The following is a 13,103-nucleotide window of genomic DNA, read 5'->3' as shown; positions in this document are numbered from 1 at the left end:
ATCTTGCCCTTTCCTCTTGGAACACGGATTTTCTGTTTGCAGGAAGGACATTTATAGATATGATGCGTCTTACGCTGCTTGAAAAGTTTTTTTTGGTTCCACCAGAAGTTCCGAATGCCTGCGGTCGCTTTCAGAAAAGATTGATTCTCGGAGGATCTCTTGTAAATGTTTCTGGAGAACATTCTGAAATAAGTATAAATAAGTATTACCAACGCCAGATAGTACAAAAAGTTCCATCGAAAAAAGCCGGAAAGAAGAAACATGATAATTCCGGTCCACATCATAAATCTTCCAAAAGAATCGACCCCATAGCGACCATACATAAAACGCATAAATTTTTCTTTCATTTCTAATCATCCAATCTTTATAGTAGTGTTGTGGTAAAAGGTATATTATTATTTTACACAGACTTTCTGTGGAATCAATAAACTTCTTATTAAAAAAGTCTAAAAAGTGTGTTATACTTCTGGTTATAACAAGATTCCCGGGAGGCAGTAATGGAAGAAGAAAAAAATAGGGAAATAAAAAAAGAAGATATACAGAAAGAAAATAGAAAAAAGCGTCCGGAAGGGGCAGGAGAAGAACGTCGTAGGAAGCGTCCGGAAGGAGCAGGAGAAGAACGTCGTAGGAAGCGTCCGGAAGGAGCGGGAGAAGAACGTCGGCGAAAACATTCGGAAGGTATGATGAATGAACGCCCGAAAAGACGCCCGGAAGGAATGAACGAAGAACAGCGTAGAAAACGTCCGAAAAAAGAGTATGCGGAGCATACCGGCATACAGGAAAAAGAAATGCAATCAGAGCATATGGCTGGAAAAAGCACGGGACACAAAAAGAAAACGCACAGAAGAGGCCCAAGGAAACGGCACAGTAAAGGCTCAAAGGCGGCTGGAGTTATCAGCAAGATCATTTTGATTATTGCTCTGGCAGTTTTTGCATACTCAGCTTATCAGTTGTTTGATATTTATTATGGATATCACAAAGGAGAAGCAGAATATGACGAAATTGAGAAAACGGTTGTGAGCATTGATCAAGAGGAAGCGGATCGTTATCAGGTGGACTTTGACGCGTTGAAGGAAATCAACCCGGACGTCGTGGCATGGATTCGTTTCGATGAACCTGCGATTATAAATTATCCGGTAGTTCAGGGAAAAGACAACAGTGAATATTTGTCGAAGACGTTTAAGGGGTATGAGAATACGGTTGGAACGATTTTCGTTAATGTGGATAATAATCCGGATTTTACTGACAGAAATACAATTATTTACGGACATCATATGAATAACGGAACGATGTTTAATGAACTGGATGAATATGAAAGTGAAGAGTTCTGGAAGAAATATCCTTGCTTTTATATTTATACTCCGGATGGCGCACAGCTGAAATATCAGATCTATTCTGCGGGCATTGTAAAAGATATAGCTGAGAATTATACATATGAATTTGCGGATGATGAGGCGTTCCGGTCATTCCTTCAAATAACAAAAGAATCCAGCTTTTACGATACAGGTGTGGAACCGGATCTGGATTCCAAAATTGTAACGCTTTCAACCTGTACAAAGGCGAATAATGATGAACGTTTAGTCGTTCACGGGATGCTGGTTGAGGTCAAAAATTAGGAAACAAAATTGAAAAACAGGAGGAGAAGATGGCTATAGATGTAAAATTCGAAGTGGGAGACATCATCCGGATGAAAAAGCCACATCCCTGCGGAAACTCGGAGTGGGAGATCTTGCGTGTGGGAGCAGATTTCCGGCTGAAATGCCAGGGATGCGGACATCAGGTGATGGTTTCCAGAAAACTTGTGGAGAAAAATACAAAAGAAATTAGAAAAAAAGCTTGAAACGTGTGTTGATTTATGGTATCATACCAACTTGTGATATACTATTTTTATCCTTGTTCCCGGCGAATCCGGGAGCCAGAGACCATAAGGAGGTGCAGGACATGAGCAAATATGAATTAGCAGTTGTTGTCAGCGCAAAACTCGAAGACGACGCCAGAGCAGAAGTTATCGAAAAGGTGAAAGCACTTGTAACACGTTTCGGCGGTAACGTAACTGACGTTGATGAATGGGGAAAGAGAAGATTAGCTTACGAAATCCAGAAAATGAAAGAAGCTTATTACTACTTTGTCCACTTCGAATCTGATACAACTACACCGGGCGAAGTTGAGAAGAGAATCCGTATCATGGACGGTGTAATCAGATATTTATGCGTGAAAGACGAAGCTTAGAAAGAGGCAGCGTATGAATAAAGTGGTTTTAATGGGACGTTTGACAAGAGATCCTGAAGTAAGATATTCACAAGGTGAGAATGCTCTCGCTATTGCAAGATATACATTGGCTGTAGACCGTAGATTCAAGCGTGACGGAGAACAGAGTGCAGATTTTATCAACTGTGTTGTTTTCGGTAAGAGCGCAGAATTTACAGAACGTTATTTCCGTCAGGGAATGCGCGTTACGGTCTGCGGACGAATCCAGACCGGAAGCTATACCAACAGAGATGGTGTGAAGGTCTATACAACAGAGGTTGTTGTTGAGGAGCAGGAATTTGCAGAAAGCAAGAATGCGAGCGGCGCGCAGTCTTATCAGAACGCCCCGGCTCCGGCACCAAGCGTAGATGCTGGTGACGGCTTCATGAATATTCCGGACGGAATTGATGAGGAATTACCTTTTAACTAGGAAAGGAGATGTGCAAAATGGCATTCGAAAAAGGAAACAGACCAGATTCTCCGATGAAGAGAAGAGGCGGACGCAGAAGAAAAAAAGTTTGTGTATTCTGTGGTAAAGAGAACAACGAAATCGATTATAAAGATGTAGCAAAATTAAAGAAATATGTTTCTGAAAGAGGAAAGATCCTTCCGAGAAGAATCACAGGAAACTGTGCAAAACATCAGAGAGCTCTTACAGTAGCAATCAAGAGAGCAAGACATATCGCTTTAATGCCATACGTTCAGGATTAATTAAAATATTAAGGCTGAATCTCGGGAAATTTTCCGGGAATTCAGCCTTTTTGTTTTGCGTGTATTCGGTTAATCATCAAAACTGCCGCCTGCCATGGCCTTGATCGAAGAGGCATATTCGGAAGGAGTCATCCCGGTGATTTTCTTAAACTGCCGGGAAAAATAATGAATCGAAGTATAACCGAGCTGTTCGGAAATCTGGGTGAAGTTCATGTGATTTGTTCGGATCATCTGCTTGGCCACATCGATTTTCATGGATGAGAAGTATTCGATGACTCCCTTGGAACATTTTTCGCGGAAAATCTTCTGAAGCTGCGAACGTCCGATCAGATTATCGCGGCAGATCTGCTCTATGGTCACATGCGAGTGAATATGGGCTTCCAGATAATTTACCACCCGGTTGAAAATCTCGGTATCGCTCCGGCTTGTGGTTGACTTGGGAGGGAGTTTTGGGAAATTTTTCTTAAAAACAATCGGATTGGTATTATGGCGGACCAGATGAATCAGCAGGTGCTCCAGATCAAGTCGTATCATCTGTTCTGCCCCGAAAGAATTTGGTGTTTTCTTTTCCATATGCTGCAGATACGGATTATCCAGGCGACACGCGAAGCAGTCTCTTGCTTCGATGATCGTATCTGCCAGAAGGTTTCGCTCCAACTCATCAATTCGCAGGATCTTACCGGCAAAAAAATTCATGGCTGGCGATTTCGATGCAAATGATACCACGACCAGATTGGGGGCAGAATCACCGGTTGCCTTTACTGCGTGGAACTCATTGGGCTGATGGAAAATAATATCGCCCTTTTTTAGCAGGTGGTAGGTCGTTTCCGTAATGACACCGACTTCTCCTTTGTCTACATAGAGAAACTCCCAGAAATTGTGGGATTCACCTGCAAAAGAAAAATTATTCATGTACTCAAAATAATGAACAGTGTATAATTCATCAATATGAATGGAATCTTCAAGTTGTACGCCAATATAACCCATATATTGCCTCCAGTGTGACGGTGCGAATGATAAATAATCAGAGTCATTGAACCGAAATATATATTCTCAATAAGTATATTAAACCAATGTTCGGAAAAAATCAATCATAAGTGGCTGATAGTGCAAAATGATAAAAAGATAATATAAATGAATTTTTCACATATGTGCAAATAATCGGAAATAATCTATATATAAGGATATAATAAGACAAATTTAGAGATTGATTATATAAAGACGAAAGAGAGAAAAAGTTATATTATGGACTTAGTTAAAGTAAGTAAAACGAAAATAAAAGTAGGGAGAGATGGAAAATGAAAAAACCAGTATTAGTAATCATGGCGGCAGGAATGGGAAGTCGTTACGGTGGACTCAAACAGATTGATCCGGTAGATGAGCAGGGACATATCATCATGGACTTCTCCATCTTTGACGCAAAGCGCGCAGGCTTTGAAAAAGTTGTTTTCATTATCAAAAAAGAAAATGAAGCAGATTTTAAAGAGGCTGTCGGAAATCGTATGGCAGAGCAGATGGAGGTTGCTTATGTATATCAGGATCTGCACAATATTCCGGAAGGATTTGAAGTGCCGGAAGGACGTGTGAAACCGTGGGGAACGGCTCATGCGGTTCTGAGCGCGATCGATGAGATAGACGGGCCATTCGCTGTAATTAATGCAGATGACTACTATGGAAGAGATGCGTTCCAGGTTATCTATGATTATCTTGCAACTCATGAGGATGATGATAAATATCGTTACACGATGGTAGGATATAAGCTGGAAAATACGGTTACGGACAATGGTCATGTGGCACGTGGAGTGTGTGATACGAATGAGGCCGGAGAACTGGTACGCATCACAGAAAGAACACGTATTGAGAAGAGAAACGGTGGAATCGCTTATTCTGAAGATGATGGAGCGTCATGGACCGAACTTCCGGGAGATACACTGGTGTCTATGAATATGTGGGGATTCACACGCAGCATTCTAGATGAAATCAAGGCTGGATTCCCGGCATTTCTGGAAAAGGGACTTGTATCAAATCCGATGAAGTGTGAATATTTCCTTCCGGCTGTCGTAAGTACACTTCTGGAAGAAGGACGTGCAACGGTTGCAGTTCTGGCTTCTGCAGATAAATGGTATGGAGTGACTTATAAAGAAGACAAACCGGTTGTAGTTCAGGCAATTAAGAAAATGAAGGCAGAAGGACGTTATCCTGAGAAACTTTGGGGGGAAGCATAATGGGAAAAGGAAAAATTGATGAAGCGATAGGCCAGTTCCGGTATGAAGGCGTGCTGATCGATGAAAGACCTTATGGTAGTGGGCATATTAATGATACATATCTGTTGACATTTGAAATCGCAGAAATGGGAACGATCAAGGTTATTTTACAGAGAATGAACAAGAACATTTTCACAAAACCGATAGAACTTATGGAGAATATCCTGAACGTGACTTCTTATCTGCGCAAGAAGATTATTGAAAACGGAGGGGATCCGGACCGTGAGACACTGAATGTGATCCGTACCGTTGATAATATGCCATATTTTGTAGACTCTGAAGGTGAATACTGGAGATCCTACAAATTCATTACGGATGCAACCAGTTACGATCAGGTAGAAAGTCCGGAAGACTTTTATCAGAGTGCAGTCGCTTTTGGCAATTTCCAGAGACTCCTTGCAGAATATCCGGCAGAAACGCTTCATGAGACGATTGAAGGATTCCATGATACAAAAGCAAGATTCCAGGTATTTAAGAAAGCGGTGGAAGATGATGTATGCGGACGTGCTGCTTCTGTACAGAAGGAGATTCAGTTTGTTCTGGAGCATGAACATCTGGCAAATGTGTTCGCGGATCTGCTGGAAAAGAAAGAGATCCCGCTCCGTGTTACGCACAATGATACGAAGCTGAACAATATCATGATTGATAACAAGACAAGGAAAGGCATCTGTGTAATCGACCTGGATACGGTTATGCCTGGACTTGCCATGAATGATTTCGGTGATTCGATCCGTTTCGGAGCGAGTACAGCTACGGAAGATGAACAGGATCTTTCGAAAGTTTCCTGCGATATGGAACTCTTCGATCTCTATGCAAAGGGATTTATTGAGGGTTGTGGAGGTAAACTGACAGAGAAGGAAATCGACCTGATGCCAACGGGCGCTATGGTCATGACCTTTGAATGTGGTATGCGTTTCCTGACCGATTACCTGCAGGGGGATACTTATTTTAAGATCCATCGCGAAAATCATAACCTGGATCGCTGCAGAACTCAGTTCAAGTTGGTTAAGGATATGGAAGCTAAATGGGATACCATGCGTGAGATTATTGATAAGTACAAATAAAGATAGAGAGCCCGTGCTTGTCCGGCAAGGGCTTTTATCTTATATAAAAGGATGGGTGTTTAGTAAAACGACCAATATTTTTAGTAAATATAATTGAAAAATTTAGTAAAAAGTATTCCCTATTTCAGAAAAGTATGATATAGTAAGTTTAGAAGAAATGATTCGAACATATAGGAGGATTAGATCATGGCAATTTTAGTAACGGGTGGAGCTGGATTTATTGGAAGTCATACATGCGTAGAACTTTTAAATGCAGGCTATGACGTAGTTGTTGTGGACAACTTATGCAATTCTTCTGAGGAAGCACTTAGACGTGTGGAGAAGATTACCGGGAAAAAGGTAACTTTCTATCAGGCAGATATCAGGGACGGAGCTGCGCTGGATGAGATTTTCTCAAAAGAAAGCATAGATTCCGTTATTCATTTCGCCGGACTGAAAGCAGTAGGTGAGTCTGTAGCAAAACCGTTGGAATACTATCAGAATAACATCGGCGGAACGCTCACTCTTTGTGAAGTGATGCGCAATCATGGCGTTAAAAATATTATCTTCAGCTCTTCAGCTACTGTTTACGGAGATCCGGCATTCATTCCGATCACAGAGGAATGCCCGAAAGGAACCTGTACCAATCCATACGGATGGACAAAATGGATGCTTGAACAGATTCTGACAGATTTGCATACTGCAGACCCGGAATGGAATGTAGTGCTTCTTCGCTACTTCAACCCGATTGGAGCACATAAGAGCGGTCTGATGGGAGAAGATCCGAAGGGAATTCCGAACAATCTGATTCCGTATATCACTCAGGTTGCTATCGGCAAGCTGGAGTGCCTCGGCGTATTCGGCGACGATTACGATACACATGACGGAACCGGCGTGCGTGATTACATCCATGTTGTAGACCTTGCAATCGGCCACGTAAAAGCACTTAAGAAGATTGAAGAAAAAGCCGGTGTATGCGTGTACAATCTTGGAACCGGAACCGGATATTCCGTATTGGATATGGTTCATGCATTTGAAAAAGCATGTGGAAAACCGATTCCTTACCAGATCAAAGCAAGAAGACCTGGCGATATCGCAACCTGCTATTCTGATGCAACGAAGGCAAAAGAAGAACTCGGATGGGTTGCAGAGCGCGGACTCGAAGAAATGTGTGAAGACTCATGGAGATGGCAGAGCCAGAATCCAGATGGATATAATACAAAATAATAAAAAGTGTTTTTTTGAATAAGGGACGCCCGAAGAAGGGCGCATAGATTGATAGCGAACGTCGTGACGCTGCGGTGAACTAGTTGCTAACGCAGACTAAGGTGCTCGGGAATGCCCTCGCACCTAAGACTGCGTAAGCACCGGATTTCACCTCCGCTAAAAGCACGACTGGATTGTTCGATATCAATCTATGCGCCCTTCTTCGGGCTGACTTTTTCAAATGGGGAGGGAACTCTGAGAAGTCGCGGAGGTGGAATTGTGGTGTTGGATACATGATGGCTTGAATTAGATGAGTTCATTGTGTGGATTATATAGACCATCCTGATACCAAACAAAACTTCACGCCAGCACACTAGAATAAAGATACAAAATCATTTCTACTTCCCTAAACAAAAGAAAGGTGATATAATGTTCAAGTAGGCAATGAGCCGTGCGAAAATCAAAGACAGCAAGATGCCTGCTGGCAGGCAAGCTTGCGGGCTATGATTTTCATAGGGCGAAAGCCCGTGAGCGAAAGAACGAAGTTCTTGAGCTTGGCACGGCGGGGAAAAACCAAACGAAAACCAAAAGTGACAGACTGCCTGCTGGCAGGCAAGCTTGCGGGCTATGATTTTCATAGGGCGAAAGCCCGTGAGCGAAAGAACGAAGTTCAACCAGTACAGCTGATTATGAGGAATGACTATTATGAAGCAGGATATCAAATTACAAGGACAATTAAAATTTTATATGCAGTGGCCGTCAATCATGACGCTATTTCTGATAGCGATGAATATCTGGATTTTCTGGATCGATAAGAAAGCCGGAATCGTCATGGGCGTATTTGTTCTCGTGTATGCTGCGTGTGTGACTGTCATGTACTTTTACAGTAAATCGCTGGTACTGGCGGACATGGTGGAGTTCGCTGCGCAGTACAGCGTAGTCCAGAATACACTGTTAAAGGAATTGTCTATACCATATGCAATATTGCAAAGTGATGGTAAGATTATCTGGACCAATACACAGTTTGACGATGTGTTGGGAGAAGAAAAGAGAAAAGATGCGTATTTGAGCAGATATATTCCGGAACTGAACCGAAGTGCTTTCCCGAAGGAAGAAGGGGAGACGGTCAATCTGGAATTCGGTTACAAGGACAAGGATTATCAGGCAGAAATCCAATATGTATCTGTGGAGGATTTTAATGAATCTGAACAGTTGCTGGAATTTCCGGAAGAGAAGGAATATTTCGTTGCAGTTCATTTGCAGGATGTAACCGAATTGAATGCTTATATTCGTGAAAATGAGGAACAGCGCCTTGTTGCCGGACTGATTTACATCGATAATTATGATGAAGTGATGGAGAGTGTGGAAGAGGTTCGTCAGTCTCTTCTGGTGGCTCTGATCGACCGTAAGATCAACCAGTATATTGCAAATCTGAATGGTATTGCAAAGAAGCTGGAGAAAGATAAGTATTTTATTGTAATTAAGAAGGAAAGTTTCAATCGGATGGAAGCGGACCGGTTCTCGCTTCTGGACGATGTGAAGAACGTAAATATTGGAAATCAGGTTCCGGCTACGCTCAGTATCGGATTGGGACTGAGCAAGGACACATATTCGGCGGGGTATAACTATGCCCGCGTTGCAATTGATTTGGCTCTTGCCCGTGGTGGTGATCAGGCAGTTGTAAAAAATTGCAAAGGAATTACTTATTATGGCGGAAAACGTGAACAGACTTCCAGAAATACGCGTGTGAAAGCTCGTGTCAAGGCTGAGGCACTCCGGGAGTTTATCATTGCAAAAGAGCGTGTGATCGTAATGGGGCACAAGATACCGGATGTAGACTCTTTTGGCGCAGCAATCGGAATCTATCGTGCGGCATCTGCGATGGAGAAGAAGGTCAATATCGTGTTGGATGATATTTCGGTAACATTACGGCCATTGTATGAAGCATTTTCTAATAATACAGCATACCCGGAGGATCTGTTTGTCACCCCCCGAGAGGCGGAGGAACTGGCGGATGAAAATACGATGGTTGTTGTAGTGGATACGAATAAGCCAAAGATGACGGAATGCGAACGGCTTCTTCGCATGACGAAGACGATTGCGGTTCTGGATCATCACCGCCAGAGCGATGAAGTGATTGAAAATGCGGTTTTGTCTTATATTGAGCCGTATGCTTCTTCTGCCTGTGAAATGGTTGCAGAGGTTTTGCAGTATATTGCAGACGATTTGAAGATGACTGTGATGGAAGCAAACAGTCTGTATGCAGGTATTCTGGTTGATACGAATAATTTTATGAATCGGACAGGAGTACGTACATTCGAGGCGGCAGCATATTTGCGAAGATGTGGAGCGGATATTACCTATGTTCGCAAACTTCTCCGGGACGACATGGCTTCTTATAGAGCGAAAGCATCGGTTATCAGCAGTACAGAAGTTTACAGGGATGTTTATGCAATCGCCAGAGGAGAACATCTGGGAATTGAAAGCCCGACGATCATTGGTGCACAGGCGGCAAATGAACTTCTCAATATTGAGGAAATCAAAGCGTCCTTTGTACTTACTGTATATAACGGAAAGATTTATGTCAGCGCAAGATCGATTGATGAGGTAAATGTTCAGATCATTATGGAACGACTGGGCGGAGGCGGACATATCAATACAGCCGGGGCGCAGTTCGAACATACCGATATGGTGAAAGCAATCGAGACACTTAAGAAAACAATTGATATTATGATTGAAGAAGGAGATATCTAGATGAAAGTTATTTTAATGCAGGACGTGAAGTCTCTTGGGAAAAAAGGAGAAATTGTAAATGTAAATGACGGATATGCAAGAAACTTTATTTTACCGAAAAAGTTTGGGGTTGAAGCAAATGGAAAGAATTTGAATGATCTGAAGCTGAAAAAGCAGAATGAGGAAAAAGTTGCTCAGGAAAATCTTGATGCTGCAAAGGAACTGGCAGCAAAACTTGGAGAAGGTAAAGTAGAACTGAAGATCAAAACCGGGGAAGGCGGCAAGACATTTGGTTCTGTTTCATCAAAGGAGATTGCAGTTGCTGTCAAAGAGCAGATGGGAATTGATATCGATAAAAAGAAAATTCAATTAAAAGAATCGATAAAAACACTTGGAATGCATCTTGTGCCGGTAAAATTGCATCCGAAAGTAACGGCAGAGCTGAAAGTACATGTAGGAGAGGCATAGGGGGAGCTGTGAATGGATGAAGCGCTTATCAAGCGGGTACCGCCGCACAGTATAGAAGCAGAACAGTCTGTTGTCGGTGCTATGCTGATGGACCGGGATGCGATCACAACGGCTTCCGAGATTATTTGTGGAGATGATTTCTATCAGACCGCTTATGGAGTGATCTTTGATTCGGTGGTGGAGTTGTTCAACGAAGGAAAGCCTGTTGATTTGATCACGTTGCAGAACCGTTTGAAAGAGAAGGATGTTCCTGAGGAAATCAGCAGTCTGGAATTTGTGCGGGATCTGCTCGCTGCTGTGCCGACTTCGGCAAATGTGAAGTATTATGCGGAGATTGTTGCTGAAAAGTCAACACTTCGCAAAATGATCAAGATGAATGAGGAAATCGCGAATGCCTGTTATCTGGCTAAGGAACCGGTAGAAGCGATTATGGAACGGACTGAGAAAAAAGTATTCGAACTGGTTCAGAATCGAAATAACGGGGATTTCGTACCAATCAAGCAGGTTGTATTAAATGCATTGGAGAAAATTGAAAAATCTTCGAAAAGCAAAGGTACGGTTACCGGAATCCCGACGGGTTTCATTGATCTGGATTACAAGACATCCGGACTTCAGCCGTCCGACCTGATTCTGGTTGCAGCCAGACCGTCTATGGGAAAGACGGCATTTGTCCTGAATATCGCGCAGCATGTTGCGTTCAGGCAGAATAAAACCGTAGCTATTTTCAGTCTCGAGATGTCAAAGGAACAGCTGGTAAATCGATTATTTTCTTTGGAATCCTATGTGGATGCACAGCTTCTGAGAACCGGTAATCTAAAAGATTCCGACTGGGAGAAGCTGATCGAGGGTGCAGGAATCATCGGACGATCCAATCTGATCATTGACGATACGCCTGGAATTTCTATTTCGGAAATGCGTTCCAAATGTAGAAAATACAAACTGGAACACAATCTGGAACTGATCATTATCGACTACCTGCAGCTTATGAGCGGAAGTGTAGGAGGAAGAAGTGAGTCGCGTCAGCAGGAAATTTCCGACATTTCCCGTTCACTGAAAGCTCTTGCGAGAGAACTGCATGTTCCGGTTATTTCGTTATCACAGCTCAGCCGTGCGGTAGAGCAGAGACCGGATCATCGTCCGATGCTCTCGGATCTTCGTGAATCCGGGGCGATCGAGCAGGATGCGGATGTGGTTATGTTTATTTACCGAGACGATTACTATAATAAAGATACAGAACATGTGAATGAGGCAGAGATCATTATTGCCAAGCAGAGAAATGGTCCGATCGGTACGGTTACGCTGACCTGGCTGCCACAATACACGAAATTTGCAAATTCACAGAGAAAACAGGATTATGACGAGTAAAAAGATTGCACCGTGGTGCAATCTTTTTGTGTAAGTGCCTAATATGAAAATAAGATTTAGGTTTCTCCAAAGATTTTGTGCAGATATCGTACAGGAGCAGGTCTTGCTGCCTCGCGTCGACTATTCTGCTGTTGCCGGATCAAGTGATCCAGTTTTCGAAACCGGTCTTCTTCCTGGCGCTCTTTCGCCTGAAGAAGAAAATCCATGTTTTTGTTTACTTTTTCAGAGACACTTCTGGTAATGAGCTCTTCCAGAACTTTATTGTTTCCGGTAATGATTTCCTGTACTACTGCGCGAAATGCAAGAGTTGGGTCCTGGACGGGAGTGCCGGTACCGCTTTCAGAAGGAAGTGGCTCAGAGGTTCGGCCTTTAAGATCCGGATCTTCTTTGGGGTGATTATTTTTGGCTTTCAGTATTTCCCGGGTACGAATCAGGTCAGGAATTAATCCTTTAAGATCCTTTAGTTGTATACCCTGATTTTTCAGTTCTTTGATACAGCAAAAAAGCTGTATATCCTCCTTCGTATAGTGTCGATGCCCCATATCAGTGCGTCCGATCGGGAGATTCAGTTCTTCTTCCCAATAACGCAGGACGTGGGATTCCACGCCTACTTGTTTTGCCGCTTCTGATATCATATAATGAACGTCGCCCATACGATACCCCCTTATTCTATTAATGACCTTCAGAAAACAAAAAAGTTTCTGAAGCTAGTACATGTAACACTTACATTGTAGCATAGAATATTGAAAATGGAGGAAAAATCGTTCGACAAATCCTGCAAAAAAGGCAGCGGATTCTAAAATCCACTGCCTTTTACTTTGCTACATCAGAGTTGCAGAAAGCTGATTATTCAGCGCTGATAGCTCCTGTAGGACAAGCTGCTTCGCAAGCGCCGCAATCAACACAAGCGTCAGCGTTGATCTGCATATGATCATCACCCATAGCGATAGCTCCTACTGGGCATTCGCTTTCGCAAGCGCCACAGCTTACACATTCATCAGAAATTACATGTGCCATAGTTATGTATCCTCCTTTTATATAAAAGTTTTGCTGTTCAGCATGATTC

The 13,103-nt window shown here is 42.8% G+C and carries 16 protein-coding genes; 13 read left to right on the top strand and 3 right to left on the bottom strand.

Annotated features, from left to right (window positions below):
• The first annotated feature begins 59 nt into the window (after positions 1 to 59).
• The 6 genes from ACTNB3_RS10565 to rpsR all read left to right on the top strand — a co-directional run bounded on the left by ACTNB3_RS10565 (position 60) and on the right by rpsR (position 2,958).
• Positions 60 to 353 (top strand): hypothetical protein, encoded by a 294-nt coding sequence (locus tag ACTNB3_RS10565; protein WP_427819949.1) that lies wholly within the window; start codon positions 60 to 62, stop codon positions 351 to 353.
• A gap of 144 nt (positions 354 to 497) precedes the next feature.
• Positions 498 to 1,616, top strand: a complete 1,119-nt coding sequence (srtB, locus tag ACTNB3_RS10560) for a class B sortase (protein WP_441025480.1) — start codon at positions 498 to 500, stop codon at positions 1,614 to 1,616.
• 29 nt (positions 1,617 to 1,645) lie between these two features.
• Positions 1,646 to 1,840 (top strand): DUF951 domain-containing protein, encoded by a 195-nt coding sequence (locus ACTNB3_RS10555; RefSeq protein ID WP_427806882.1) that lies wholly within the window; start codon positions 1,646 to 1,648, stop codon positions 1,838 to 1,840.
• 101 nt (positions 1,841 to 1,941) lie between these two features.
• A complete protein-coding gene (gene rpsF, locus ACTNB3_RS10550; RefSeq protein WP_427806881.1) occupies positions 1,942 to 2,229 on the top strand; it encodes a 30S ribosomal protein S6 in 288 nt (95 codons plus the stop codon).
• A gap of 13 nt (positions 2,230 to 2,242) precedes the next feature.
• Positions 2,243 to 2,677, top strand: a complete 435-nt coding sequence (locus tag ACTNB3_RS10545) for a single-stranded DNA-binding protein (RefSeq protein ID WP_427806880.1) — start codon at positions 2,243 to 2,245, stop codon at positions 2,675 to 2,677.
• Positions 2,678 to 2,694: 17 nt separating this feature from the next.
• The gene (rpsR, locus tag ACTNB3_RS10540; protein ID WP_178037364.1) at positions 2,695 to 2,958 is read left to right on the top strand and encodes a 30S ribosomal protein S18; all 264 of its coding nucleotides are present in this window, start codon (positions 2,695 to 2,697) and stop codon (positions 2,956 to 2,958) included.
• A gap of 69 nt (positions 2,959 to 3,027) precedes the next feature.
• On the opposite strand, the gene ACTNB3_RS10535 is transcribed toward rpsR, so the two are convergent.
• Complete coding sequence (locus tag ACTNB3_RS10535; protein ID WP_427806879.1) at positions 3,028 to 3,945, bottom strand: AraC family transcriptional regulator; 918 nt, start codon at positions 3,943 to 3,945, stop codon at positions 3,028 to 3,030.
• Between the two features lie 311 nt (positions 3,946 to 4,256).
• Between ACTNB3_RS10535 and ACTNB3_RS10530 the strand changes: the two genes are divergently transcribed.
• The 7 genes from ACTNB3_RS10530 to dnaB all read left to right on the top strand — a co-directional run bounded on the left by ACTNB3_RS10530 (position 4,257) and on the right by dnaB (position 12,037).
• On the top strand, positions 4,257 to 5,183 hold the full coding sequence (locus ACTNB3_RS10530; RefSeq protein ID WP_427806878.1) for a nucleotidyltransferase family protein: 927 nt from the start codon (positions 4,257 to 4,259) through the stop codon (positions 5,181 to 5,183).
• The gene (locus tag ACTNB3_RS10525; protein WP_427819951.1) at positions 5,183 to 6,286 is read left to right on the top strand and encodes a phosphotransferase enzyme family protein; all 1,104 of its coding nucleotides are present in this window, start codon (positions 5,183 to 5,185) and stop codon (positions 6,284 to 6,286) included. Before ACTNB3_RS10530 ends, ACTNB3_RS10525 begins: the two co-directional genes overlap by 1 nt.
• A 186-nt stretch (positions 6,287 to 6,472) precedes the next feature.
• Entirely contained in the window at positions 6,473 to 7,492 is a 1,020-nt protein-coding gene (gene galE, locus ACTNB3_RS10520; protein WP_427806876.1) for a UDP-glucose 4-epimerase GalE, read from the top strand.
• A 506-nt stretch (positions 7,493 to 7,998) separates the two neighbouring features.
• Positions 7,999 to 8,286, top strand: a complete 288-nt coding sequence (locus ACTNB3_RS10515) for a hypothetical protein (protein WP_427819953.1) — start codon at positions 7,999 to 8,001, stop codon at positions 8,284 to 8,286.
• The gene (locus ACTNB3_RS10510) at positions 8,177 to 10,225 is read left to right on the top strand and encodes a DHH family phosphoesterase (RefSeq protein WP_427806874.1); all 2,049 of its coding nucleotides are present in this window, start codon (positions 8,177 to 8,179) and stop codon (positions 10,223 to 10,225) included. The genes ACTNB3_RS10515 and ACTNB3_RS10510 overlap by 110 nt, the downstream gene beginning before the upstream one ends.
• Positions 10,226 to 10,672, top strand: a complete 447-nt coding sequence (gene rplI / locus ACTNB3_RS10505) for a 50S ribosomal protein L9 (protein ID WP_441025476.1) — start codon at positions 10,226 to 10,228, stop codon at positions 10,670 to 10,672.
• Positions 10,673 to 10,684: 12 nt separating this feature from the next.
• Positions 10,685 to 12,037 carry a replicative DNA helicase gene (dnaB, locus tag ACTNB3_RS10500; RefSeq protein ID WP_427806872.1) on the top strand — a complete coding sequence of 451 codons (1,353 nt, stop codon included), beginning with the start codon at positions 10,685 to 10,687 and terminating at the stop codon, positions 12,035 to 12,037.
• A gap of 56 nt (positions 12,038 to 12,093) precedes the next feature.
• Here the strand turns inward: dnaB and ACTNB3_RS10495 are convergent, their stop codons facing one another.
• A complete protein-coding gene (locus tag ACTNB3_RS10495) occupies positions 12,094 to 12,690 on the bottom strand; it encodes a helix-turn-helix domain-containing protein (RefSeq protein ID WP_427806870.1) in 597 nt (198 codons plus the stop codon).
• A 193-nt stretch (positions 12,691 to 12,883) separates the two neighbouring features.
• Complete coding sequence (locus ACTNB3_RS10490) at positions 12,884 to 13,054, bottom strand: DUF362 domain-containing protein (RefSeq protein WP_427806869.1); 171 nt, start codon at positions 13,052 to 13,054, stop codon at positions 12,884 to 12,886.
• Between the last annotated feature and the right edge of the window lie 49 nt (positions 13,055 to 13,103).

Origin of the sequence: Bariatricus sp. HCP28S3_D3 (genome assembly GCF_052065755.1) — a bacterium.
Taxonomy (GTDB): Bacteria; Bacillota; Clostridia; order Lachnospirales; family Lachnospiraceae; genus Allocoprococcus.
Note: the sequence above shows the minus strand (reverse complement) of the source record. Positions and strands in the feature narration are given on the sequence as shown.

What these genes read in the sequence shown, in the direction of transcription:
- ACTNB3_RS10565 (WP_427819949.1), top strand. Translation starts at nt 60, where the DNA reads ATGATGCGTCTTACGCTGCTTGAAAAGTTTTTTTTGGTTCCACCAGAA.
- srtB (WP_441025480.1), top strand. Translation starts at nt 498, where the DNA reads ATGGAAGAAGAAAAAAATAGGGAAATAAAAAAAGAAGATATACAGAAA.
- ACTNB3_RS10555 (WP_427806882.1), top strand. Translation starts at nt 1,646, where the DNA reads ATGGCTATAGATGTAAAATTCGAAGTGGGAGACATCATCCGGATGAAA.
- rpsF (WP_427806881.1), top strand. Translation starts at nt 1,942, where the DNA reads ATGAGCAAATATGAATTAGCAGTTGTTGTCAGCGCAAAACTCGAAGAC.
- ACTNB3_RS10545 (WP_427806880.1), top strand. Translation starts at nt 2,243, where the DNA reads ATGAATAAAGTGGTTTTAATGGGACGTTTGACAAGAGATCCTGAAGTA.
- rpsR (WP_178037364.1), top strand. Translation starts at nt 2,695, where the DNA reads ATGGCATTCGAAAAAGGAAACAGACCAGATTCTCCGATGAAGAGAAGA.
- ACTNB3_RS10535 (WP_427806879.1), bottom strand. Translation starts at nt 3,945, where the DNA reads ATGGGTTATATTGGCGTACAACTTGAAGATTCCATTCATATTGATGAA.
- ACTNB3_RS10530 (WP_427806878.1), top strand. Translation starts at nt 4,257, where the DNA reads ATGAAAAAACCAGTATTAGTAATCATGGCGGCAGGAATGGGAAGTCGT.
- ACTNB3_RS10525 (WP_427819951.1), top strand. Translation starts at nt 5,183, where the DNA reads ATGGGAAAAGGAAAAATTGATGAAGCGATAGGCCAGTTCCGGTATGAA.
- galE (WP_427806876.1), top strand. Translation starts at nt 6,473, where the DNA reads ATGGCAATTTTAGTAACGGGTGGAGCTGGATTTATTGGAAGTCATACA.
- ACTNB3_RS10510 (WP_427806874.1), top strand. Translation starts at nt 8,177, where the DNA reads ATGAAGCAGGATATCAAATTACAAGGACAATTAAAATTTTATATGCAG.
- rplI (WP_441025476.1), top strand. Translation starts at nt 10,226, where the DNA reads ATGAAAGTTATTTTAATGCAGGACGTGAAGTCTCTTGGGAAAAAAGGA.
- dnaB (WP_427806872.1), top strand. Translation starts at nt 10,685, where the DNA reads ATGGATGAAGCGCTTATCAAGCGGGTACCGCCGCACAGTATAGAAGCA.
- ACTNB3_RS10495 (WP_427806870.1), bottom strand. Translation starts at nt 12,690, where the DNA reads ATGGGCGACGTTCATTATATGATATCAGAAGCGGCAAAACAAGTAGGC.
- ACTNB3_RS10490 (WP_427806869.1), bottom strand. Translation starts at nt 13,054, where the DNA reads ATGGCACATGTAATTTCTGATGAATGTGTAAGCTGTGGCGCTTGCGAA.